A 20832-nucleotide genomic window follows, 5' to 3' on the forward strand; every position below is an offset into this window, starting at 1 on the left:
TCTCAGGTCGGGGGGTCGACGGGATGGCCATACCGACGATACGGTCCGGGGCGCGCGAACGGGACGCCCTCACAGATGCCGCGGGCGTCGTGATTCTCGGCGGCTGCGCCGTCTGGACGCTGGTCGCCGCTGCCGGACGGGAGGCCAGGCCCGAAGGCGTCCTGCTGGCCGTGCTCGCCGTCGCCGGGGGCTATGCGTGCGGCCGTATCTGCGGCTCGCTGCTGCCCGTCGCCGCCGCCTCGGCCGCCGCCCTGGCCGCGCTCACCCTCGCCGTCGCCCTGCGGCCGGACGGGGGCGTACCGGGGGACTTACCGGGCGCGGCCGCCGTCGGCCAGAGTGCCGGGAGTACGGGCGCGACCGCCGGGCTGCTGGCGCTGGCCTCTGGCGCGGCCTGCTGTGCGGCGTGGGCGGCGCGTCCGTATCTGCTGCGGCTCGCGCTCGGGCTGCTGGCCCTCGGTGTCGCCGTGACGGCGCTGGTGCTCGGTTCCGTCGCCGGCTTCGCCGCGGCGCTCGGTGTGCTGCTGTGTTCGCTGGCGGCGGCGCGGGTGCGCCGCAGGGCGGTGGGGCTGGCAGGCCTTGCCCTGGCGACGGGGCTCGTGGTGGGTGGTTCGTGGGCGGTGGCCGAGGACGCACTGCCGGACGGTCTTACGGTGTCGCTGGAGGGGCAGCTGACGGTGAACCGCGTGTTGCTGTGGCGGGACGCGGTCGAGCTCGCCAAGGAGTACCCGAGGCGGGGCGCCGGCCCCGACCGGTTCGGCAGGCTCAGTCCCACCGCCCAGGAGACGCTCGACTCCGACGGCAAACCCCACTCGGCGCCGTTGCAGCAGGCGGCCGAGCAGGGCGTTACGGGGGTTGTTCTGCTGGGCGCCGCCTACGGCTGGATGCTGTTCGGACTGTGGCGCTCGCCCGTCGCCACCCCCGTCGTCCTGACCGCCGCGGCTGCCCTCACCGCCATCGCCGCGCTGGCGGCCATCGGCACCGCGCTCAGCTTTACGGCGGTGACGGCGGGCTCGGGGGTACTGGCGGGGCTGGCCACCGCGCGACGGCTGCCGGACGACGGGGGTGGCGGTGCGGTCGCGTCCGGGTCAGCGGCACGGGCGCGCAGCCACTAGCTCGGGGGCCAACGCCCTTTCCCGCCCGGGACCCCGGTCCTCAAACGCCAAACGCCGGACGGGCTGGGTTTCGCCCAGCGGGGCGAAGTTCCCGTGCGAAAAATTGAGCCCGCCCGGCGATTGAGGAACACGTGGGCTGGGTCAGCCGCGTGGATCAGCTTCCGGTGGTCTCGCCTGTCGCCGCCGCGTGCAGGCGGGAGCGGATGATCCGTACCGCCGTTTCCGCGTCGTCGACGGTCACCGTGAAGCTCCGGCCGTCACCGAGGCGCAGGACGACTCCCTCGCCTCTGCGGACGATCACGGCCATCCCCTTCCCGGGACGCCAGCGGTAGCCCCAGCCGCCCCACTGCCGTGGTGTGACTCTCGGTGCGAACTCCGCGCGCACCACATGCGCGAGCAGAATGCGGCGGCGCGGCAGGCCCATGTGGCCGCAGCGCACTTCGAAGGCGTCGCTGTCGACCTTGACCGCCACGTGCACGAAGGCCAGCGTCCCGAAGAGGATGAGCAGGCCGGCAGCCAGGCAGCCCACGACCGACATCACCAGCGGGGCGAGGCCGGAAGTCCAGGTCGAGTCGACGGCCAGTTTGATACCGAGCGCGAGGCAGCCGCCGCCGACGGCCGCGAGCAGCCACTGTGCGCGGTTGGTCGCGCGTCCGGTCCAGATCACGGGAAGGGGCTCCGTGGTACGCCCCCCGTGGGGGTGGTCCCTCATGCGTAGCAGCGTACTCACGTTCCGCGTTCGCGGCAGCGCCGAGTCGGGGCCTCCGTCGGACCCACGGTGTCAGCGCGCGGCGTCGACCGTATCGAGCAGGCGGCCCTCGGCGTACGCGAGCGCGGCGCCGGGCAGCGCGGAGTCCCGGCCGCCGAGCAGCACGGTGAGGCCTGCGACGGGTGTGGCCGCGGGGGCGGGCGCAGCGCCGATGCGGCGCAGCGCCTGCGCGGCCACGGCGTCGGCGGACCCGTGGAGCACCACGGGCGGCAGTCCGTGCGGCTGAACGGCGGCGCGGATGCGCTCGGCGACCAGTTCGTAATGGGTGCAGCCCAGGACGACGGCCCTTACATCGCGCGGGGTAAGGGCGGCGGCCGCAGCGATGGCCCGGTCGATGCCCTCCTCGTCGGCCCACTGCACGGCGTCAGCGAGACCGGGGCAGGGCACTTCGGTGACGGCGGCGCCGTCGGCGAAGTCGCGGATGAGGTCTCGCTGGTACGGGCTGCCCGTGGTGGCGGGCGTGGCCCAGATGGCCACGGACCCGCCGCCCGCGGCGGCCGGTTTGATCGCGGGCACGGTACCGATGACGGGGATACCCGGCTCCAGCGCCGCGCGGAGCGCGGGCAGGGCGTGCACGGAAGCGGTGTTGCAGGCCACGATCAGCGCGTCGGGCCGGTGCGCGGCGGCGGCCCGTGCCACGGCGAGCGCGCGCTCGGTGACATCTGCAGGCGTACGCGGCCCCCAGGGCATGCTGTCGGGGTCCGAGGAGAGGACCAGATCGGCGTCGGGCCGCAGCCGGCGTACGGCGGCGGCCGTCGGCAGCAGGCCGATTCCGGAGTCCATGAGCGCGATCTTCACCCGGTCACCATAGTCGACCGCCCTCGCGCGGCCCCCGGGGTGGGGCAGACTGCGACGGATGAGCGCCGTTGCGTGGATTGCCGTCGGATCGCTGGCCGCGTGGGTGTGGCTGCTGCTGGGCCAGGGGTTCTTCTGGCGTACGGATCAGCGGTTGCCGCGCCGCGAGGAGCCGGACGTATGGCCGGATGTCGCCGTGGTGGTCCCGGCGCGTGATGAGGCGGAGGTGCTGCCCATGAGCCTGCCGTCGCTCCTCGCACAGGACTATCCGGGCCGCGCGGAGATCATTCTGGTCGACGACGGCAGCGAGGACGGTACGGGCGCACTGGCGCGGGAGCTGGCCGGCCTGCACGGCGGGCTCCCGCTGACCGTGGTGTCCCCCGGCGAACCGGAGCCGGGCTGGACCGGGAAACTCTGGGCCCTGCGGCACGGCATCGCGCTGGCCCGCGAGCGGGGGCATGAGCACGAGCGACGCGAACCCGAGTTTCTGCTCCTCACGGACGCCGACATCGAGCACGCTCCAGGGAGTCTGCGCGAACTGGTGGCCGCGGCCGGCTCCAATGGCCTCGACCTCGTCTCCCAGATGGCGCGATTGCGCGTCGTCACCGCATGGGAGCGACTCGTCGTTCCCGCGTTCGTGTACTTCTTCGCGCAGCTCTATCCGTTCCGGTGGGTCAACAAGGCGGGGGCACGGACCGCGGCGGCCGCGGGGGGCTGTGTGCTGCTTCGGACTCAGGCAGCGGCACGCGCACGCGTGCCCGACTCGATCCGGCAGGCGGTGATCGACGACGTGTCACTGGCCGGAGCGGTGCAACGCAGTGGGGGCAGGATCTGGCTGGGGCTCGCCGAGCGGGTGGACAGCGTGCGCCCGTATCCGCGGCTCGGCGATCTGTGGCGGATGGTCTCGCGCAGCGCGTACGCCCAACTGATGCACAGTCCGTCGCTGCTCGCGGGAACGGTCGCGGGGCTCGCGCTGGTGTATCTCGCGCCCCCGCTCACTCTCTGCGCCGGTGTGCTGTCGGTTGACGGTGTGGCGGCGTGGGCGGGCGGCCTGGCATGGGCCGTAATGACCGCTACGTACCTTCCCGTACTGCGTTACTACCGTCAGCCGCTGTGGTTCTCGTTGCTGCTGCCGTTCACGGCTGTCCTCTATCTGTTGATGACCGTCGATTCCGCTGTGCAGCACTACCGGGGGCGCGGCGCGGCCTGGAAGGGGCGTACGTACGCCCGTCCCGAAGCCGCGCCGGAACGCTGAGCCGGCCGCCGGACGGTCACTTCCTGCCGGGCGACCAGTTCATGCCCCACCCATAGGCGTGGTCGATGGTGCGCTGCGGGCTGACACCGCGCTCCGGTACGAGATAGCGCGCTTCGCGCCGCACGGTCAGATCGCCGCCCTCGTTGGTGATGAGGGCGAGCGCGGCGACGGTGGAGGGCACGGTGCACTCGTCGAGCGAGAAGTCGATGGGGGCGCCGTTCTGCGGCGTGAGCGTGACCGTGGCGTGCAGGTCTGCGAAGGAACGGGCCCCTTCATAGACAGCCACGAAGATGACGACGCGGCGGAGCTTGTCCTTGTGGTCGAGGTTGATGGTCAGGTTCTCGCCGGTGCTCACGGATCCGGTGCGGTCGTCACCGTCGAGATGGATGTACGGCGGCTGCTGCAGCGAACCGAAGGCGTTGCCGAGAGCCTGGACGACGCCCTTGCGGCCGTCGTTGAGTTCAAAGAGGGCGCACAGGTCGAGGTCCAGGTCGCCGTGCATGGCGACGGCCCTGCCGAGCTTGGCGCCCCAGCCCTTGAACTGCTTGCGGACCTCCCAGTTGAGGTTCACGCGCATCATGCCCGAGGTGCCGCCTTGCTTGGTGAGCGAGACGGCCGGGGCTTCCTTGGTGAGTGTGATCTTCGTGAGGCGTACCGGAGCGGCGGGCGTGGCGGGAGCCGGGGCCGCCACCGGTGGCGCGGTCGGCGCGGCAGCCGGAGCTGACGTCTGCTGCTGGGGCTCGTCGACGCTGATGCCGAAGTCCCTGGCGAGCCCCTCCAGTCCACTGTCGTAGCCCTGCCCCACGGCGCGGAACTTCCACGCGCCCTGTCGCCGGTAGAGCTCACCGAGGACGAAGGCTGTTTCGACGCTCGCGTCCTGGCTGTCGAAGCGCGCGAGTTCGGTGCCGTTCGCGGCGTCCAGCACCCGTACGTAAAGACCCGGCACCTGCCCGAAGTTGCCGCCGTCCGCCGAGGCCGCCAGGACCACGGTCTCCACGGCGGCCTCCACCTGTGCGAGGTCGACCGAAAGCGTGTCCGTCACACTGTCTCCGGAGGGGGTCTTCCCGTCGTGCCGTACCGCGCCCGACGCGTGCGCGGGCTGGTTGTAAAAGACGAAGTCCGCGTCCGAACGGACCTTTCCCGACACCAGCAGAAGGGCAGAAGCGTCGACGTCCGGTACACCGGGACCTGAACGCCATCCCAATTCGACGCGGACGGCCTGCGCCGGCACCGGCACATTGGTTCCTTTAAGCATGGACATGATCGCCCCCATCGCGAGTGCGGGTCTCTGGAGATTTCTGTACGGCCAACCTATTCCCCCGCCTTCCACAGGCCCGCCACGACGGATCCGACGGGCTCAAGATCACTCGGCGACCCCGGGTAACCCATGGCCAGCGCGCCTTTTACAGGATCCCAACGCCGCGCGGCGACCGTTTTTCCCAAGTTCGCTCGGATTAGGGATCCGCCGTCACTCGCAACTCGTAAAACAACCCTCTTATCGGGCTCCCCAACCAGAACATCTTCCGCTTAACTTAGGTGCCATGACCTCCCCCCGCGCCACCTACGGCGGCGGTTACTACTCCGCCCCGTCCTTCCCGGACACTCCGATCTACGACTCCCTGGTCGCAGAACGGGGCACGCCCCAGATCGCTCCTATCCGGGTGCCCGCCGCGTACGACACCGGAAACAGCTATCTGCCGGCTCTCCCGGCGGCGCTTCCCGCGCTTCCTCCGGCGCCTTCCTACTACGCCCCCGCCCCTTCGTACGGCTACCCGCAGCAGGCCGCGCCCCAGCCGGCGCCGCTCCAGCACGCTCCGGCGCCGTACATCCCGCAGCAGGCCGCGGGCCCGCGCGGTTACCCGGGTCCGCAGCACTACCAACCGCAGCAGCCCCGCCAGGCCGCCGCCACCGGGTACGAGGCCATGCGCCCCGCGGCTCCCCGTCCGGTGCCCGCCGCCACGCCGTACGACGATCCGTACAACCACCAGTACCAGGGCCGGGGGTACTGACCGGCAGCACGACTGTCCGACCCGGCTGGCAGGATTGGCCGCATGCCGAATTCACTTCTCCATGCGGTCCACGTCTATCCGGTCAAGTCGGCGGCAGGGTGCGCGCCGGGTGAAGTGAAGGTCGAGCCGTGGGGGCCGGCCGGGGACCGCAGATGGATGCTGGTCGACCCGGCCGGCAAGGTGGTCACCCAGCGCCCGCAGCCGAGCCTCGCGCTGACGCGTGCCGAACCTCTGCCGGGCGGCGGGATACGGCTGTCCGCGCCCGGACGCGAGTCGCTGAACGTCGCCGTGCCCGAGCCCGCGGAAACGACGGATGTTCAGCTCTGGAAAGACAAGGTGGAGGCGGTCGAGGCGGACGCGGGGGCGCACGCCTGGTTCAGCGAATATCTGGGCACCGCGGTGCGCCTGGTCCATCTCGACGACCCGGCCCGCCGCCGTCCCATCGATCCCCATTACGCCGAGCCCGGCGAGACCGTGAGCTTCGCCGACGGCTATCCCCTGCTGGTCACCACGCTCTCCTCGCTCGACGCCCTCAACTCGCTCATCGCGCAGGGCGACCACGCCGACGAGGGGCCGCTGCCGATGAACCGCTTCCGGCCGAACGCCGTCCTGGACGGCACCGCTCCCTGGGCGGAGGACGACTGGAAGCGGATCACGATAGGCGACGTCACCTTCCGGGTCGCCAAGCCCTGTGGCCGCTGCGTCGTCACCACCACGGACCAGCGGACGGCCGAGCGCGGCAAGGAACCGTTGCGTACGCTCGCCAGGCACCGGCGCTCCGGCGACCAGCTGATCTTCGGACAGAACCTCGTACCGGAAAGCACCGGAACCATCCGTGTCGGTGATCCGGTGAAAGTCCTCGAATAGGACCGCGCGACCGTGGGAACTCGCCGAGGCGTCGGACGCGTTCAGGAGACGGACGCGGAAGGGGGTGCGGGAGGGTGCGGACGGCAGTCGCAGTGTGGCGTCGGCGGCACAGCCCCTTGTGCCGTACGACCGATCTCGTCGAGGCATGGGTGACCTTCGTCGTCATACTGCTGATCACCCTCGCCGCCCCGGCCGTGGGGTGGCTCTGCGGCACGCTCACCCGGGCGGCGCTGCAGGAGTCGGTGCGCGTCCAGCACGAGCAGCGCCGGCCGACGACAGCGGTCGTCGTCCGGGCCGCGCCCGCGCGGGCCATGATTCCCGACCCCGAGGTCGGGTCGGAGCACGCGACGCGCACCCAGGTCGTGGCCAAGTGGACGGCGTACGACGGCACTCGGCACACCGGGACGGTGACGACCACTCGGCGGACCGGGCGGCCGGGCGACCGCTTCCAGGTCTGGACGAACGAACAGGGTCAGGTCGTCGGCCGCCCCTTGGACGACACCACGGCGTCCACCCACGCGGCCATCGCGGGCATCGGCGCGGCCGCGGCGACGGCCGCGCTCTTCGAGGGCGGCAGGCGCCTGGTCGTATGGCGGCTCATGCTGCGTCGGTACGCCCGTCTCGACCAGGCATGGGCCAAGGCCGGTCCCGACTGGGGGCGTACGGGCGCGGGCAGCTGAGACAGTCTGTCCGGCGCGGCTGACCGGTCAACTCGCCTCCCCCGCGCGCGCTACGGTGGAGCGGCCAGATCGTCAGCACGTCAGTACAAGGTGGGGGCACAGCAACGCCATGGCACAGGGCACGGTCCAGGTGACGCACACCGGCACATCGCGGTGGCGGCGCCGCACAGGTGAATACGCGTCCCTCGCCGCAGCCCTGGAGGCCGCCGGAGACGGTGACGTGCTCACCGTCGCCCCCGGTACGTACCGGGAGAATCTCGTCGTCGAACGTGCCGTGACCCTGCGCGGCCCCGAGGGTACGGTCGGGTCTGTCCGGATCGCCCCCGTGGACGGTGTGGCGCTCACCGTGCGCGCCTCCGCCGTGGTCCAGGACCTCTACATCGAGGGACAGGACACGGCCTCCCCCGCCCTGCTCGTCGAGGACGGGACCCCCGAGCTCGTCGATCTGCGCATCGTGACGCGTTCCGCCGTCGGCATCGAGGTGCGCGGCGCTGCCCGGCCCACCGTGCGCCGCTGCACCGTCGACAACCCGGCGGGCGTCGGCATCGGCGTGCTGGAGGGTGCGGGCGGGTTGTTCGAGGAGTGTGAGGTGGTCGCGGCCGGCCAGTCCGGTGTGTCGGTGCGGGGCGGCGGGCACCCGCGTCTGGAGCGCTGCCGTATCCACCACACGTCAGGCGCGGGCCTGTCCGTGAACGGCGAGGGCAGCGGCCTGGAGGCCATCGGATGCGAGGTGTACGAGGTCAAGGGCTCCGGCGTGCAGGCCGCCGCCCGCGCCTCGGCCCATCTCACCGACTGCACGGTGCACCGCACTTCGGCTGACGGTGTCACCCTCGACACCGACGCCGTACTGACGCTCTCCGACTGCGACATTCACGACATCCCGGAGAACGCGATCGACCTGCGCTCGCGAGCGGTCCTCACGCTCACGCGTTCCTCGGTGCGCCGGTTCGGCCGCAACGGGCTGTCTGTGTGGGACCCCGGTACGCGCGTGGACGCCAACCAGTGCGAGATCCACGACAGTACGGGCGACTATCCGGCCGTCTGGATCAGCGACGGCGCGACGGCCGTTCTGGAGGGCTGCCGGGTGCGCGACGTACCCGACGCGCTCTTCGTGCTCGACCGGGGCTCGCGCGTCGATGTCATAGACAGTGACCTGTCCCAGGTGCGCAACACGGCGGTGTCGGTGAGCGACGGCGCGACCGCGCAGCTCGACGACTGCCGGATCCGCGAGGCGTCGACGGGTGCGTGGTTCCGCGACCACGGCAGCGGCGGAACGCTCTCCGGCTGCACCATCGACGGGGCGCAGACCGGTGTCATCGTCACCAAGGGCGCGGACCCGCGCATAGAGCGCTGCACGGTCACGTCGCCCGCCGAGGCCGGCTTCTACGTTTCGGCGGAGGGCCGCGGCACGTTCCACGGCTGCCGGGTGACGGGGAGCAGCGGTTACGGCTTCCATGTGATCGACGGCTGCCGTACGACGCTGACCCGTTGCCGTACGGAGCGCTGCGCGCGCGGGGGTTACGAGTTCGCCGAGGACGGCCCGCTCGTCGAGGACTGCACGAGCGACGAGAGCGGCGTACGCGCGTCGGTCACGGAAGCCCCCGCCGTTGTGACCGCGACGCAGACCACCGGGCTGCTCGGCGCGGTCCCCGGACAGCGCGCCACAGAGCCCGTGACGGCCTCTCTGCCGGACGCGGAGCCTGTCCGTACGCCGAAGGGGGTGCTCGATGAACTGGACGCTCTGGTGGGCCTGGAGAGCGTCAAGCGTGAGGTGCGCGCTCTCACCGACATGATCGAGATCGGGCGCCGCCGCCAGGAGGCGGGTCTCAAGGCCGCCTCGGCCCGCCGCCATCTGGTCTTCACCGGCTCCCCCGGCACCGGGAAGACCACCGTCGCCCGGCTGTACGGCGAGATCCTGGCGTCGCTCGCGGTGCTGGAGCGCGGTCATCTCGTCGAGGTGTCCCGGGTGGATCTGGTCGGCGAGCACATCGGCTCGACGGCCATCCGTACCCAGGAGGCGTTCGACCGTGCGCGCGGCGGCGTGCTGTTCATCGACGAGGCGTACGCACTGTCCCCCGAGGACTCGGGGCGCGACTTCGGCCGGGAGGCCATCGACACCCTGGTGAAGCTGATGGAGGACCACCGGGAGGCGGTGGTCGTCATCGTCGCCGGGTACACGGCGGAGATGGAGCGCTTCCTGAACGTCAACCCGGGCGTGGCCTCGCGCTTCTCGCGCACGATCACTTTCTCCGACTACGAGCCGGAGGAGCTGCTGCGGATCGTCGAGCAGCAGGCCGAGGAGCACGAGTACCGGCTGGGTACGGGAACGTCCGAAGCGCTTGTGAAGTACTTCACGGTGCTGCCCAAGGGACCCGCGTTCGGGAACGGCCGTACCGCGCGACAGACCTTCGAGTCGATGGTGGAGCGCCACGCCGGCCGGGTCGCCCAGCTCACCGAGATGAACACGGACGACCTGACTCTCCTCTACCCCGAGGACCTGCCCGAACTTCCCTGATCGAGCGGGGCGTCGGGCCGCTGCCGGGGCACCGCGCACGGCGGCAGCCGGTCGAGCAGTGCGGTCCGTTCGTGGTCGAACGCGGGATCGGCCTGGTACTCGGAATGACCGAGCACGGGAGCGGGCAACGGCTGTTCCCTGGTACGTCCGTAAGCGAGCGGGTCCTTGAGCGCCGCGTGGTCCACATCGGGCCCCTGGCCGCCCTTCACACGCACCGGCCCGCCGATGGGGTCGGTACGGCGCCACAGGTTCCGCCAGCAGTGCACCTCGTGGCTCAGGGCTTCGAGACAGGCCGTACCGAAGAACGCCGGGAACCAGCGCCCGTACAGCCGCTCAAGGGGCGACCCGTACGTGAGCAGAGCGACCCGGCGCCTGGTGCGCGGCGGCAGCTGCCAGACGGCGGCCGCCGACAGCACACTGCCCTGCGAGTGGCCGGAGATGACGAGCCGTCCGCCCGTACGGTCGGTCCAGCTGGCCATCCGCCACGTCAGGTCGGGAACGGCGCGCTCGGCGTAGCAGGGCGGCGCGAAGGGATGCGCGGCGCGCGGCCAGAAGGTGCCGACGTCCCAGAGGATGCCGATGGTGCGGCGTGCGGCCGGGTCGCGGTAGGCGCGGCGGCCCCAGGTGACGAAGAGTATGAAACCGAAGCCGATCAGCCACGAGCCGAGAGCCTGCGCGGCCTGCGCCGCCGACGCGACGAAGTCGGGGGTGCCGGCCGCGGCCCTGCCCGGCACCTTCCCCGTCGCCCAGGCACCGAGGAGCGCGCCGGCGCCCAGCAGCAGGGTGGCGCCCGAGGTGACGCCGATGATCGCCGGTGCCCGGTCGGTCAGCGCGGCCATGGCGCGGATACGGGCGATGCGGCGGGTACGTACGGTGTCGGGCTCGGCGTCCGGGTACTCCGCCTCGATGTCGTCGGCCATCGCCGCCCTGCCCCGCCAGGTGCGTACGGCGAAGAACGCGCCCACCGCCAGCAGGACGACCAGCAGGGGCGGGATGACGGACGCCTGCCAGGTCAGCAGCACCGGGGGTCCGTCGATGCTGCCGCCCGGCTCCCCCGGGGTGCCCGCCCCGTCGAGCCAGTCGGCGACGCGCTGCGCGACTCCGCCGGTCATGACGCCGCCGAGCGCGCAGGCGAGCATGGCGGTTGCGGGACCACCGAGCCCGCGCATCGCTGTACGGGCGTCGGGAGCCCGCCGGTACATGGCGAGTGCCACGGCGGCGAGCGCGACGACCAGGCCGCCCTGGGTGAGGGCGATTATCCCGAAGGTACGGTCGCCGGGGAGCCGGCCTTCCGAGATCCACTCGGGGCGGGACCAGGCGGCGTACAGCACCGTCATGGCCAGCAGGGCGAGCGCGGAGCCGGGCAGCAGGGTGACGACCACCCGGTCGAGCTTCACGTCGAGTCGGCTTTCGCTGCGGCCCCTTCGGCAGACCACCCAGACCACCACGGCGGCCCCGGCGAGCAGAGCCAGTTCGAGCAGCCAGCCGGTCGCTTCGAGGAACGGGCCGGAGGCGCGGCGGTCGTAGCGGGCGCCCGCTCCGGCGAGCGCCGCGGCGACGGTGAGGAAGCCGGCGGCGGTGTGGGCGGCGCGCAGCCGGGCGACAAGGCGGCGGCCGTACCAGAAGCCGGGCATCCCCAGGGCGGGGCGGGCGGTCGGCTCGTCGGGGTCCGGCTCGGCGCCGGCGGGCAGGGGGCGCTGGGACTCGTACGCGCTCCAGGTGCGGTTGGACAGATACCAGAGCAGGCCGGTCAGCGCGGCGGGCACGAAGGCGGCCACTGCGAGGCGCCGGCCCGGCTGGGACCACCAGCCGCCTCGGTCGGAGGACAGGAACCCGAGCCACGACTTGTCGCCGGAGCAGCGGGACGAGCCCGCGCACTGCCAGGCGGCGAGATCGAGCGCGACCTCACAGGCGGCGGCGATCAGCAGCACGGTGAGGCTGAGGGCGAGGAGCCGCACCAGCACGCCGTACACGCGCACGGTGCGGGTGAGGCCGCGAGTGGTGGGCTGCATCCAGTGGGCGAGGTTGGCGACCATGAAGGGCAGCAGGAGCAGCCACAGAGCGCGCGCGCCGTTGCCGGACGTCAGGTTGCACCACACGTACGCCTCGGGGACAGGCCGGTCGCGGGAGTCGTCGCCCGGCCCGTCCGGGTGGAGCTCTGCTTCGGCGTCTTCGGTACGTCGGTACACGGCGGCGGTCTCGTCACCGGTGATCCGGACCGTACGCGGATCGCCGAGCATGTCCTGGGGGGTGGTACCGCCCACCCCGTGGACCAGGAGTTCGAGCGCGGCGCCGCCGCCGTTGTCGTCGCCGGGCGGTGTGACACGGGGCACGTCTGTGGCTCGCTCTCATGGTGGGAGGATCAGGAGGATGGTCTTCCGCGCACGGCGCGGCCGCTCAAGGATCCCGGATCCTGGGCAGCCGTGGCACGGCTCTTGCCGAACCTCCTCACGGAATCTCACGGAATCTCCCCGGGGGACGGCTGCCGCGCACCCGTGCAAGGATGAGCAACCCCCATGTGCCACAGCCTTTACCACGGAACGAAGGGACCGGACCGCCCGTGACCGAGAGTCAGAACCTGCTCGCGGAGCAGCGTCGTGCCTTGATCCTCGACGAGGTCAGGCGGCGCGGCGGTGTCCGGGTCCAAGAGCTGACCAGGAAGCTCAACGTCTCCGACATGACGGTCCGCAGGGACCTGGACGCGCTGGCGCGGCAGGGTGTCGTGGAGAAAGTGCACGGCGGCGCTGTACCGGTGGTCGAGGCGAGTACGCACGAGCCGGGCTTCGAGGCGAAGTCTGCCCTGGAGCTGAGCGCCAAGGAGGACATCGCGCGGGCGGCCGCGGCGATGGCGGTGCCCGGCAGCGCGATCGCGCTGTCCGGCGGTACGACGACGTACGCGCTGGCCCAGCATCTGCTGGAGGTGCCGGACCTGACGGTGGTGACCAACTCGGTGCGGGTGGCCGATGTGTTCCACAGTGCGCAGCGCGCGGGCGGTGGAAAGGGACCGCGCCCGGGAACGGCCACAGTGGTGCTCACCGGAGGCGTACGGACACCGTCCGACTCACTGGTGGGTCCGGTCGCCGACCAGGCGATCCGCTCACTCCACTTCGATGTGCTGTTCCTCGGTGTCCACGGGATTTCGGTCGAGGCGGGGCTCTCCACCCCGAATCTGGCCGAGGCGGAGACGAACCGGCGGCTGGTGCGGTCCGCGCGGCGGGTGGTCGTGGTCGCGGATCACACGAAGTGGGGCACGGTGGGCCTGAGTTCCTTCGCGACGCTCGAAGAGGTCGACACCCTGGTGACGGACCGCGGGCTGTCCGCCGAGGCCCATGAGGAGATGGCCGAGCATCTGCCGGGACTGGTGGTCGCGGGCGAGTCCCAGGACCAGGCCGGGGACCAGGACCAGGACGCCGGCTCCGCAGACATCTGACGGTACGCCAGTTACCGTGTGCGGGCCTGATCCATCACCGAACCCGCTGGGGGTACAGGTCCCATGGCACGCCGACTCCGCCCCGTGGAACTCGACTTCGTCGAGACCGCCCCGACGCGCCTGGTCTTCGCGGCCGAGGTATCCGCGCCGCCCGAGGCCGTCTACCGGGCACTCGCCGAGGACGTCACCGGCTGGCCCGCCTGGTTCGGTGCGGTGACAATGTGCCGGCCCACGGCGGGCGGCGCCGGGCGCGAGGTGCGCCTCAAGGGCGGCACCCGCTTCCAGGAGACGATCCTGGCGGCGGAGCCCGGCGAGCGCTACGCGTACCGGGTCGACGTGACCAACGCGCCGGGCATGCGGGCCCTGTTGGAGGAGTGGCGGCTCGCTCCGGCCGGCTCGGGCACGCGGGTGCAGTGGACGTTCGCGGCGGCTGGACCGGCGCCGCTCAGGCTGGCGCTGCGCCTGGGCCGGCCCGGCCTCGCGCGGGCCTTCCGCGACGCCGTACGCAGCCTCGACCGGCGGCTGGCGTCCACGACCGCATAAGCGTCAGCAGTCAGCGCTCGGCACTCAGCACTCAGCAGGGCCATTCGCCGGTCGCCAGGAACTGGTCGATCGCGGCGCTGTACGGAGCGATGTCCAGCCCCTGTTCGGCGAGCCAGGCGTCCGAGTAGTACTTGTCGAGATACCGGTCGCCCGGGTCGCAGATCAGCGTGACGACGCTGCCCTTCTGCCCCTCGGCGATCATCCCCGCGATGATCTTCAGAGCGCTCCACAGGCCGGTTCCGGTGGAGCCGCCCGCCTTGCGGCCGATGGCCCAGTCCAGCGCCCGTACGGCCGCCACGCTCGCCGCGTCCGGCACTTTCATCATCCGGTCGACGGCGCCGGGCACGAAGCTCGGCTCCATGCGAGGCCTGCCGATGCCCTCGATGCGCGAACCACAGTCGCTCGTGGCGTCGGCGTCGCCCCGGGTCCAGCCGTCGAAGAAACAGGAGTTCTCCGGGTCGGGTACGCAGATGCGCGTGTCGTGCTGCATGTAATGGACGTAGCGCGCGATGGTCGCGGAGGTGCCGCCCGTCCCGGCGGTGGCGACGATCCAGGCCGGTTCCGGGTACCGCTCCAGCCGCAGCTGCTGGTAGACGGATTCGGCGATGTTGTTGTTGCCGCGCCAGTCGGTGGCGCGTTCCGCATAGGTGAACTGGTCCATGTAGTGACCGCCGGTCCTGGCCGCGAGGGCGGCCGACTCCTCGTACATCTTCCGGGAGTCGTCGACGAAGTGGCACTGCCCGCCGTGGAATTGGATCAGCCGGATCTTCTCGGGGCTGGTGGTGCGCGGCATCACCGCGATGAAGGGCACGCCGACCAGCTTCGCGAAGTACGCCTCCGAGACGGCGGTCGAGCCGCTGGAGGCCTCAATGACGGGCTTGCCTCGTCTGATCCAGCCATTACACAGGCCGTAGAGGAAGAGCGAGCGCGCGAGCCGGTGCTTGAGGCTGCCGGTCGGATGGGTGGACTCGTCCTTGAGGTACAGGTCGATCTCCCACTCCTCGGGGAGCGGGAAGCGCAGCAGGTGCGTGTCCGCGGAACGGTTGGCGTCGGCCTGGACCTTACGGACGGCCTCCTTCAGCCACTCCCGGTATTCCGGATCGCTGCGGTCCACGTCGATCGTCGCCATGGCGTTGCCGCCGGTACGCGGCTGGTCGGTGGTGCTCATGCGGGCCACTCCTCGTCGTAGCGCCCCCGGGGCAGCTGGTGCTGCCCGGAAACTCCGGTCCCCAGCTGCCACTTTAAGCCTCTCACCTGCACAAACGTTGACTTTGGGCGTCCATAGGGATCGCTTGTGGGCCCAGTTGGTACGGATGCGGGCACGGTCGGCGCTCCGTCACCCGATCGTCGAGGGGCTCTGGTGCGCGGGCCCGGCCTTGTGCAGACTGCCCACGTGGACACCCGCGCGAAGTGGACGCGAGCGCGAAGGGGGCGAAGTGGAATGGCGGAGCCCGAGTTCAGCGCCACGGGCGTACGGATAGGGCGTTGGCCCCGCTCACTGACCAAGGCCGGCCAGGTGCTGGTCCAGGACGGCAGGCTGGTCCTGCTGACGAGCAACGGGCGGGAGATCGACAGTGCGCCGCTGGGTTCGGTGACCGCCGGGAAGCCCTGGTTCGCCGGGGACGACAGCACGGTGGCGACCGTCAACGGCACCCGGTACCGGCTCACCATGGGGCAGCGTGGGCAAGCCAAGGACGGTGAGGAACTGGCCGGGCGGTTCCTGGAGGCGGTCCGCGCCGCACAGGACGCGTACGGCCTTCGGGACGTACAGGACTCTCGGGACTGATGCGATGCGAGTTGCGGAGCCGTACGGCCTGGGTGACCCTGGTCTCACATCACTCAGGGTGCAACGGCGGTGACGCTGCGAACCAGCCCCGCCGGACCAAACAGCAGACAGCCACTGCTGGATCCGTTCTTCGTCTTCTTCCGGACCTATTCGGGGAGTCGCAGCCGTGATCAGCGAGCCAAGCAGGCACTGCACGGTGGAGCTCCAGGCCCTGCCGTCGCGGATCGGTCAGGTCCGCAGAATCATCTCGGCGCAATTGCGCTACTGGCATATGGATCCCTTGATAGACCCGGCGGCGCTCGGCGTCACCGAACTGCTGACCAACGTCCACCGGCACGCAGAGCCGGACAAGATGTGCACCGTGGAGATCGAGCTGCTGCTCGACCGCCTGACGGTGTCCGTCCACGACCACGATCCGCGTCTGCCCACGGTCCGTGAGGCCGGCGCGTCCGAGACGAGCGGGCGCGGTCTCGCTCTCATCGAGGCGGTCAGCGAGAGCTGGGGTGTACGCCCGCAGGGCGACGCCGGGAAGGTCGTGTGGTTCACGCTGCCCACGCCGGCTCCCGCTGCGGCTTTGCCGCCGTACCCCGTGTACGGAGCCACGACTGACGGACCGTTCACGCACGAAGGGGCCGGTCACGAAGCCGTCCCGGCCACGCACGCGCCCGCCGCCGTCCGGTCCGCCGTAGTGGGCTGACCGGACGGCGACTTCCGCCTGCGGGGCGCTGTCGCCGCGGTGCTAGTCGGTGGCGATGGTGCGCAGTACGTCCAGGCGCGCCGCCCTGGCGGGCCGGGCGCCGGCCCGCCAGGGCACCGGCGGCGAATCCGACCAGTACGACCACGGCCGGCCGGCCCGGCGGCAGCGCGAACGCGAAGGCGGTGTCGCCCGCGCCTTCGGACGCCTTCACGAGCACCCGGCCGAGGAAGGCACCGAGGGCTAGGCCACCCGCCGCTGCGAAGGCGGCGACCAGCACCGACTCCCAGCGGACCATGGCGCGCGGCTGCGCCCTGGTCTGGCCGACGGCGCGCAGCAGGCCGAGCTCCCTGGTCCGTTCGTGGAGGGCGAGCGTCAGGGTGTTGGCGATGCCGAGCAGTGCGATCAGGACCACGAGGGCAAGCAGCGCGTAGATCAGCGTCAGCATCATGTCGATGGCGCCGGCCGCGGACTGGGCGTACTCCGAACGGGTCTGCACCTCGGGATCGCCGTACGCCGCCGCGGCTTTCTCCACCGCTGCCGTGCCTTCGGCGTCCGTCACACCGTCCTTGAAGCTGACGGCGACCAGGGTGTCGGCGTCCTGTCCGCGGTGCGGGGCCCAGGCGTCGCGGGTTATGACGTAGTCGCCGGCGAGTTCTGACTGCTCGTAGACGGCCCGGACCGTGAAGGTCTGCTTCTGGCCGTCTGTGAAGGCGAGTTCGGTGGTGCTGCCGAGCTTCCAGCCGCGCTGGTCCGCCTCGGTGTCCGATACGGCGATTCCGTTCGCACCGAGGTCTTCGAGCACCTCTTCGATGGAACTGAGTTCGAAGCCTTTGGCGAGCGCGGCCGGGTCGGTGACGGTCAGCTGCCACCCGCGCCGAACGCCGGGGCGCTGACGGCGACGTCGCCCGCGAAGGAGCGGCGCACGGTCTGGTCCATGGTTGCCTTCAGCGAGGCGCCGAAGACAGTGAACAGCGACACGACGGCTACGCCGATCATGAGCGCCGTGGCCGTCGCCGCTGTGCGCTTCGGGCTGCGCAGTGCGTTCCGCTTGGCCAGGCCGCCGGTGACGCCGCGCATCCGGTCGAGGGGGCCGCCCAGGACCCGTACGGCGTACGAGGAGGCGACGGGTCCGAGCACCACGAAGGCGACGAGCGCGAGCACCGCACCGGCCCCGGCCCCGGCCCCGGCCAGCCACACAGACGCGGTCGCGAGTACGCCGGTGAGGCTGATGCCGATTCCGGCCAGGCCCAGGGCCGTACCGGTGAAGGCGCGCGTCCTGGAGGCGCCGGAGTCGTCGACGGCCGTCTCGCGGAGTGCGGCCAGCGGCGCGGTGCGTCCCGCGCGGAGCGCCGGCACAAGCGCGGAGCCGAGGCAGACGAGGACGCCGACGGCGAGCGGCAGGAGCATCGAGACGTCACTGATCACCAGGTCGCCTTCGGGGAAGGGGAATCCGATCGCCGGCGGGCGGCGGTCTCGGTGCCGACTGCCGCGGTGGTGGCGGCGCCGGTCATGCGGCACCGCCCTTGGACGTCGTACGGCCGAACTGCTCGTCCAGTACGGACAGCCGGCGCCAGTACTCCTCCTCGTCGATCTCACCGGAGGCAAAGCGGCGGCCGAGCATCGCGATCGGCGAGCTTTCGCTGTGCGTCAGGCGCTCCTGCCAGGGACCGCGTCGTCCCGCCCGTCCGCCGCGCCATACGGCGGTGCGGCGCAGCACGGTGACGACGCCGACGACGACGGCCGCCCAGATCAGCGGGAAGAAGAAAACCCACGGACCGGGTCCTTCGTGCGCCAGGGTGTTCATCTCGGTCAGCTCCTCGGTGCGGTTGGCTCGTTGTGTGGTGCTACGAGCGTCGCTCCGGGAGGGGGGCCTGGTCGTCGTACAGTCAGCGGCAGTGTGCGTACCACGCGGGGAGCAGGAAGGGCCTTGGTGGGCTGCTTCCGGCCGAGCCGCCCAGCATGCCGTACCTGCTGCGACGGCTGCGCCCGCGCCTCGGACTCACCCTGGGCGAAGCGCTTGTGAAGCGGGTTTTCATCGGTAACGGGGCGTGCGCGTTCGGGGTGGACTGGCTCAGCGGCTGACCGGCCGCTGCGCGAACCGGTCGAGTGCGCCGAGTACGAGTGCCCTCATCGTCTCGCTGCCCTTGTGTCCCGCGTCGTCGACGACGGTGAGCTCCGCGTCGGGCCAGACCTGGGCCAGTTCCCAGGCGGTGCCGTGCGGGCTGCTCAGGTCGTGGCGGCCGTGGAGCAGTACGCCCGGGATGCCGGCCAGGCGTCCCGCGTCGCGCAGCAGTTGCCCCTCGTCGAGCCAGGCGCCGTGGGCGAAGTAGTGGGAGGCGAGGCGCACGAGTGCGACGCGGGCGGCGGAGGGGCGGTCGCCGTAGGGGTTGGCACTGCCGCTGGGTTCGAGGGAGAGTACGGCGTCCTCCCAGGCGCACCAGTCGGCGGTTGCCTTCTCGCGTACGGCCGGATCGGCGTCCGAGACGAGCCGGGCGTACGCCGCGATGAGGTCGCCGTCGCGGTCGTTCCCGGGAACGCCCGCCCGGAACTTCTGCCATGCCTCTGGGAAGAACCGTGCGACGCCCCGGTACAGCCAGTCGATTTCGCAGCGGCGGGTCGTGGTGACACCGGAGATGACGATTTCGCAGACGCGGTCCGGGTGGCTCTCGGCGTACGCGAGGATCAGCGTGGACCCCCAGGACCCGCCGAAGAGCAGCCAGCGGTCGATCCCCAGATGCTCCCTCAACCGTTCCATGTCGTAGATCAGTTGGTGGGTGGTGTTGTGGGTGAGGTCGGTGGCGGGGTCGCTCGCGTGCGGGGTGCTGCGGCCGCATCCGCGCTGGTCGAAAAGGACGGTGCGGTAGCGCTGGGGGTCGAAGTAGCGGCGTGCGCCAGGGCCGCAGCCGGAGCCGGGGCCGCCGTGGACGACGAGTGCGGGTTTGCCGGCCGGGTTGCCGCAGACCTCCCAGTGGACGAGGTTGCCGTGGCCGACGTCGAGCATGCCCTGGTCGTGGGGCTCGATGGGCGGGTAGGTCTCGGTCATGAGCTTCCCTTGGAGCCCGCGAGCGCGGCGAGCGGGTCGTCGAGCACCGGCTGCCATGCCAACTCTGCCGCTCCGACCAGGCTGTTGTGGTCCAGCGTGCACGGCAGAATCGGTACGCCGCCGCTTCGCCCCCACAGGCTGCGGTCGGCCACTACGGCGCGCAGCCGCTCCGGGTCGGCGTCGAGCAGTTCGCGGTGGAGGCCGCCGAGGATGATGCGGTCCGGGTTGAGGATGTTCACGAGTCCGGCGAGGCCGAGGCCCAGGCGGTCGATCAGCTCCTCGCCCGCGCCGCGGATCGCCGGGTCGTCGTACTGTCCGCGCAGCAGCTCACGGGACTGCTGGAGCAGCGAGACCTCGGGGCCGGGGGTGCGGCCGGCCGCGTTGAGGAAGGCCAGCGGGTCGGTCTCGACGTCGAGGCAGCCGCGGCCGCCGCAGTAGCAGGGGCGGCCGTCGGGGTTGACCGTGAGGTGGCCCACTTCGAGGGCGAGGCCCGAACTGCCGGTGTGCAGGCGGCCGTCGATGACCAGCGCTCCGCCGACGCCGCGGTGGCCCGTGGCGACGCAGAGCAGGTGCTGGGCGCCGCGGCCGGCGCCGTGGCGGTGCTCGGCGAGGGCGGCGAGGTTGACATCGTTGCCCGCGAAGGCGGGGCCCGCGAGGCCTGCCGCGCGTACCTGCTCGGCGAAGATGTCGCGGACCGGGGAGCCGGCGGGCCAGGCGAGGTGCAGCGGGTTGAGGGCGGTGCCCTCCGGCTCCGCCACGGCGGACGGCACGGCGAGGCCGGCGCCCACGCAGCGGCGGCCGCTCTCGCGCAGCAGTACGGCTCCGGCCTCGACCACTGACCCGATGACCTGCGCCGGGTCGGGGGCCACCGTCTTGCGGCCGGGCGCGGTCGCGACGATCCGGCCGCCGAGGCCGACGAGCGCGGCACGATAGCCGTCGGCGTGGATCTGCGCGGCGAGGACGACGGGGCCGGAGTCGTTGACGGCCAGCCGGTGCGAGGGGCGGCCCTGTGATCCGGCCGCCGCGCCGGGCCGGGAGTCGACCTGGATCAGCCCCAAGGCCTCCAGTTCGGCGGCGACCGCTCCGGCGGTGGCCCTGGTGACGCCGAGCTCGGCGGTGAGGACGGCGCGGGTGGGGGCCCGTCCTGTGTGCACCAGTTCCAGGGCGGGGCCGAGCGCACCCCGGCCCCTCTCCAGCCTCGTTTTGATGGTGGTCGCCTTCCCGTTCATGGGGGCGAGTCTCCCATGAACGGGAAGATCGTCCGGGTCCGGCTCCCGTTGTCCGTGGCGCTCACCTGTCGTCTTGTACGGATCCGGGGGCGGCCCCTATGC

Annotated in this window: 18 protein-coding genes and 1 pseudogene; 10 read left to right on the forward strand and 9 right to left on the reverse strand. The window is 71.7% G+C overall.

All coding sequences use genetic code 11. The features are described from left to right. The first annotated feature begins 23 nt into the window (after positions 1-23). Positions 24-1112, forward strand: a complete 1089-nt coding sequence (locus J7E89_RS00775; RefSeq protein WP_214966956.1) for an O-antigen ligase — start codon at positions 24-26, stop codon at positions 1110-1112. A gap of 154 nt (positions 1113-1266) precedes the next feature. On the opposite strand, the gene J7E89_RS00780 is transcribed toward J7E89_RS00775, so the two are convergent. Together J7E89_RS00780 and J7E89_RS00785 are read right to left on the reverse strand one after the other, a co-directional pair. Next, on the reverse strand, positions 1267-1824 hold the full coding sequence (locus J7E89_RS00780; RefSeq protein ID WP_214966958.1) for a hypothetical protein: 558 nt from the start codon (positions 1822-1824) through the stop codon (positions 1267-1269). Positions 1825-1893: 69 nt separating this feature from the next. Beyond that, entirely contained in the window at positions 1894-2679 is a 786-nt protein-coding gene (locus tag J7E89_RS00785) for a glutamate racemase (RefSeq protein ID WP_214966960.1), read from the reverse strand. Between the two features lie 58 nt (positions 2680-2737). Between J7E89_RS00785 and J7E89_RS00790 the strand changes: the two genes are divergently transcribed. Continuing rightward, positions 2738-3931, forward strand: a complete 1194-nt coding sequence (locus J7E89_RS00790) for a glycosyltransferase (protein ID WP_214966962.1) — start codon at positions 2738-2740, stop codon at positions 3929-3931. A 16-nt stretch (positions 3932-3947) separates the two neighbouring features. On the opposite strand, the gene J7E89_RS00795 is transcribed toward J7E89_RS00790, so the two are convergent. Next, on the reverse strand, positions 3948-5192 hold the full coding sequence (locus J7E89_RS00795; RefSeq protein ID WP_251059890.1) for a TerD family protein: 1245 nt from the start codon (positions 5190-5192) through the stop codon (positions 3948-3950). 280 nt (positions 5193-5472) lie between these two features. Between J7E89_RS00795 and J7E89_RS00800 the strand changes: the two genes are divergently transcribed. The 4 genes from J7E89_RS00800 to J7E89_RS00815 all read left to right on the forward strand — a co-directional run bounded on the left by J7E89_RS00800 (position 5473) and on the right by J7E89_RS00815 (position 10002). Next, the gene (locus J7E89_RS00800; protein ID WP_214966966.1) at positions 5473-5940 is read left to right on the forward strand and encodes a DUF6643 family protein; all 468 of its coding nucleotides are present in this window, start codon (positions 5473-5475) and stop codon (positions 5938-5940) included. A gap of 42 nt (positions 5941-5982) precedes the next feature. Continuing rightward, on the forward strand, positions 5983-6807 hold the full coding sequence (locus tag J7E89_RS00805) for an MOSC domain-containing protein (protein WP_214966968.1): 825 nt from the start codon (positions 5983-5985) through the stop codon (positions 6805-6807). A 74-nt stretch (positions 6808-6881) separates the two neighbouring features. Beyond that, on the forward strand, positions 6882-7487 hold the full coding sequence (locus J7E89_RS00810; protein WP_214966969.1) for a hypothetical protein: 606 nt from the start codon (positions 6882-6884) through the stop codon (positions 7485-7487). 109 nt (positions 7488-7596) lie between these two features. Beyond that, the gene (locus J7E89_RS00815) at positions 7597-10002 is read left to right on the forward strand and encodes a right-handed parallel beta-helix repeat-containing protein (RefSeq protein WP_214966971.1); all 2406 of its coding nucleotides are present in this window, start codon (positions 7597-7599) and stop codon (positions 10000-10002) included. Here J7E89_RS00815 and J7E89_RS00820 read toward each other — a convergent pair. Further along, on the reverse strand, positions 9972-12335 hold the full coding sequence (locus J7E89_RS00820) for a hypothetical protein (RefSeq protein ID WP_214966974.1): 2364 nt from the start codon (positions 12333-12335) through the stop codon (positions 9972-9974). The genes J7E89_RS00815 and J7E89_RS00820 overlap by 31 nt on opposite strands. Before the next feature lie 227 nt (positions 12336-12562). On the opposite strand from J7E89_RS00820, the gene J7E89_RS00825 reads away from it, so the two are divergent. Next, positions 12563-13432, forward strand: coding sequence for a DeoR/GlpR family DNA-binding transcription regulator (locus J7E89_RS00825; protein WP_214966976.1), 870 nt, complete (start codon positions 12563-12565; stop codon positions 13430-13432). 63 nt (positions 13433-13495) lie between these two features. After that, positions 13496-13975 carry an SRPBCC family protein gene (locus J7E89_RS00830; RefSeq protein ID WP_214966978.1) on the forward strand — a complete coding sequence of 160 codons (480 nt, stop codon included), beginning with the start codon at positions 13496-13498 and terminating at the stop codon, positions 13973-13975. Positions 13976-14006: 31 nt separating this feature from the next. On the opposite strand, the gene J7E89_RS00835 is transcribed toward J7E89_RS00830, so the two are convergent. Then, positions 14007-15143 (reverse strand): PLP-dependent cysteine synthase family protein, encoded by a 1137-nt coding sequence (locus tag J7E89_RS00835; RefSeq protein ID WP_214966980.1) that lies wholly within the window; start codon positions 15141-15143, stop codon positions 14007-14009. Between the two features lie 273 nt (positions 15144-15416). Between J7E89_RS00835 and J7E89_RS00840 the strand changes: the two genes are divergently transcribed. Then, complete coding sequence (locus J7E89_RS00840; RefSeq protein ID WP_214966982.1) at positions 15417-15761, forward strand: hypothetical protein; 345 nt, start codon at positions 15417-15419, stop codon at positions 15759-15761. A gap of 166 nt (positions 15762-15927) precedes the next feature. Continuing rightward, a complete protein-coding gene (locus tag J7E89_RS00845) occupies positions 15928-16458 on the forward strand; it encodes an ATP-binding protein (RefSeq protein WP_214966984.1) in 531 nt (176 codons plus the stop codon). Between the two features lie 42 nt (positions 16459-16500). Here the strand turns inward: J7E89_RS00845 and J7E89_RS00850 are convergent. From J7E89_RS00850 to J7E89_RS00865, 4 genes and pseudogenes are all read right to left on the reverse strand, one after another. Continuing rightward, positions 16501-17919, reverse strand: a pseudogene (locus tag J7E89_RS00850) (FtsX-like permease family protein); the annotation flags it as partial. 46 nt (positions 17920-17965) lie between these two features. Continuing rightward, positions 17966-18262, reverse strand: a complete 297-nt coding sequence (locus J7E89_RS00855; RefSeq protein ID WP_214966986.1) for an SHOCT domain-containing protein — start codon at positions 18260-18262, stop codon at positions 17966-17968. A 267-nt stretch (positions 18263-18529) separates the two neighbouring features. After that, complete coding sequence (gene pip, locus J7E89_RS00860) at positions 18530-19501, reverse strand: prolyl aminopeptidase (RefSeq protein ID WP_214966988.1); 972 nt, start codon at positions 19499-19501, stop codon at positions 18530-18532. Beyond that, positions 19498-20730 (reverse strand): ROK family protein, encoded by a 1233-nt coding sequence (locus tag J7E89_RS00865; protein ID WP_214966990.1) that lies wholly within the window; start codon positions 20728-20730, stop codon positions 19498-19500. The genes pip and J7E89_RS00865 overlap by 4 nt, the downstream gene beginning before the upstream one ends. Positions 20731-20832: the final 102 nt, after the last annotated feature.

The organism is Streptomyces sp. ISL-100, from assembly GCF_018614615.1.
Lineage (GTDB): Bacteria > Actinomycetota > Actinomycetes > Streptomycetales > Streptomycetaceae > Streptomyces.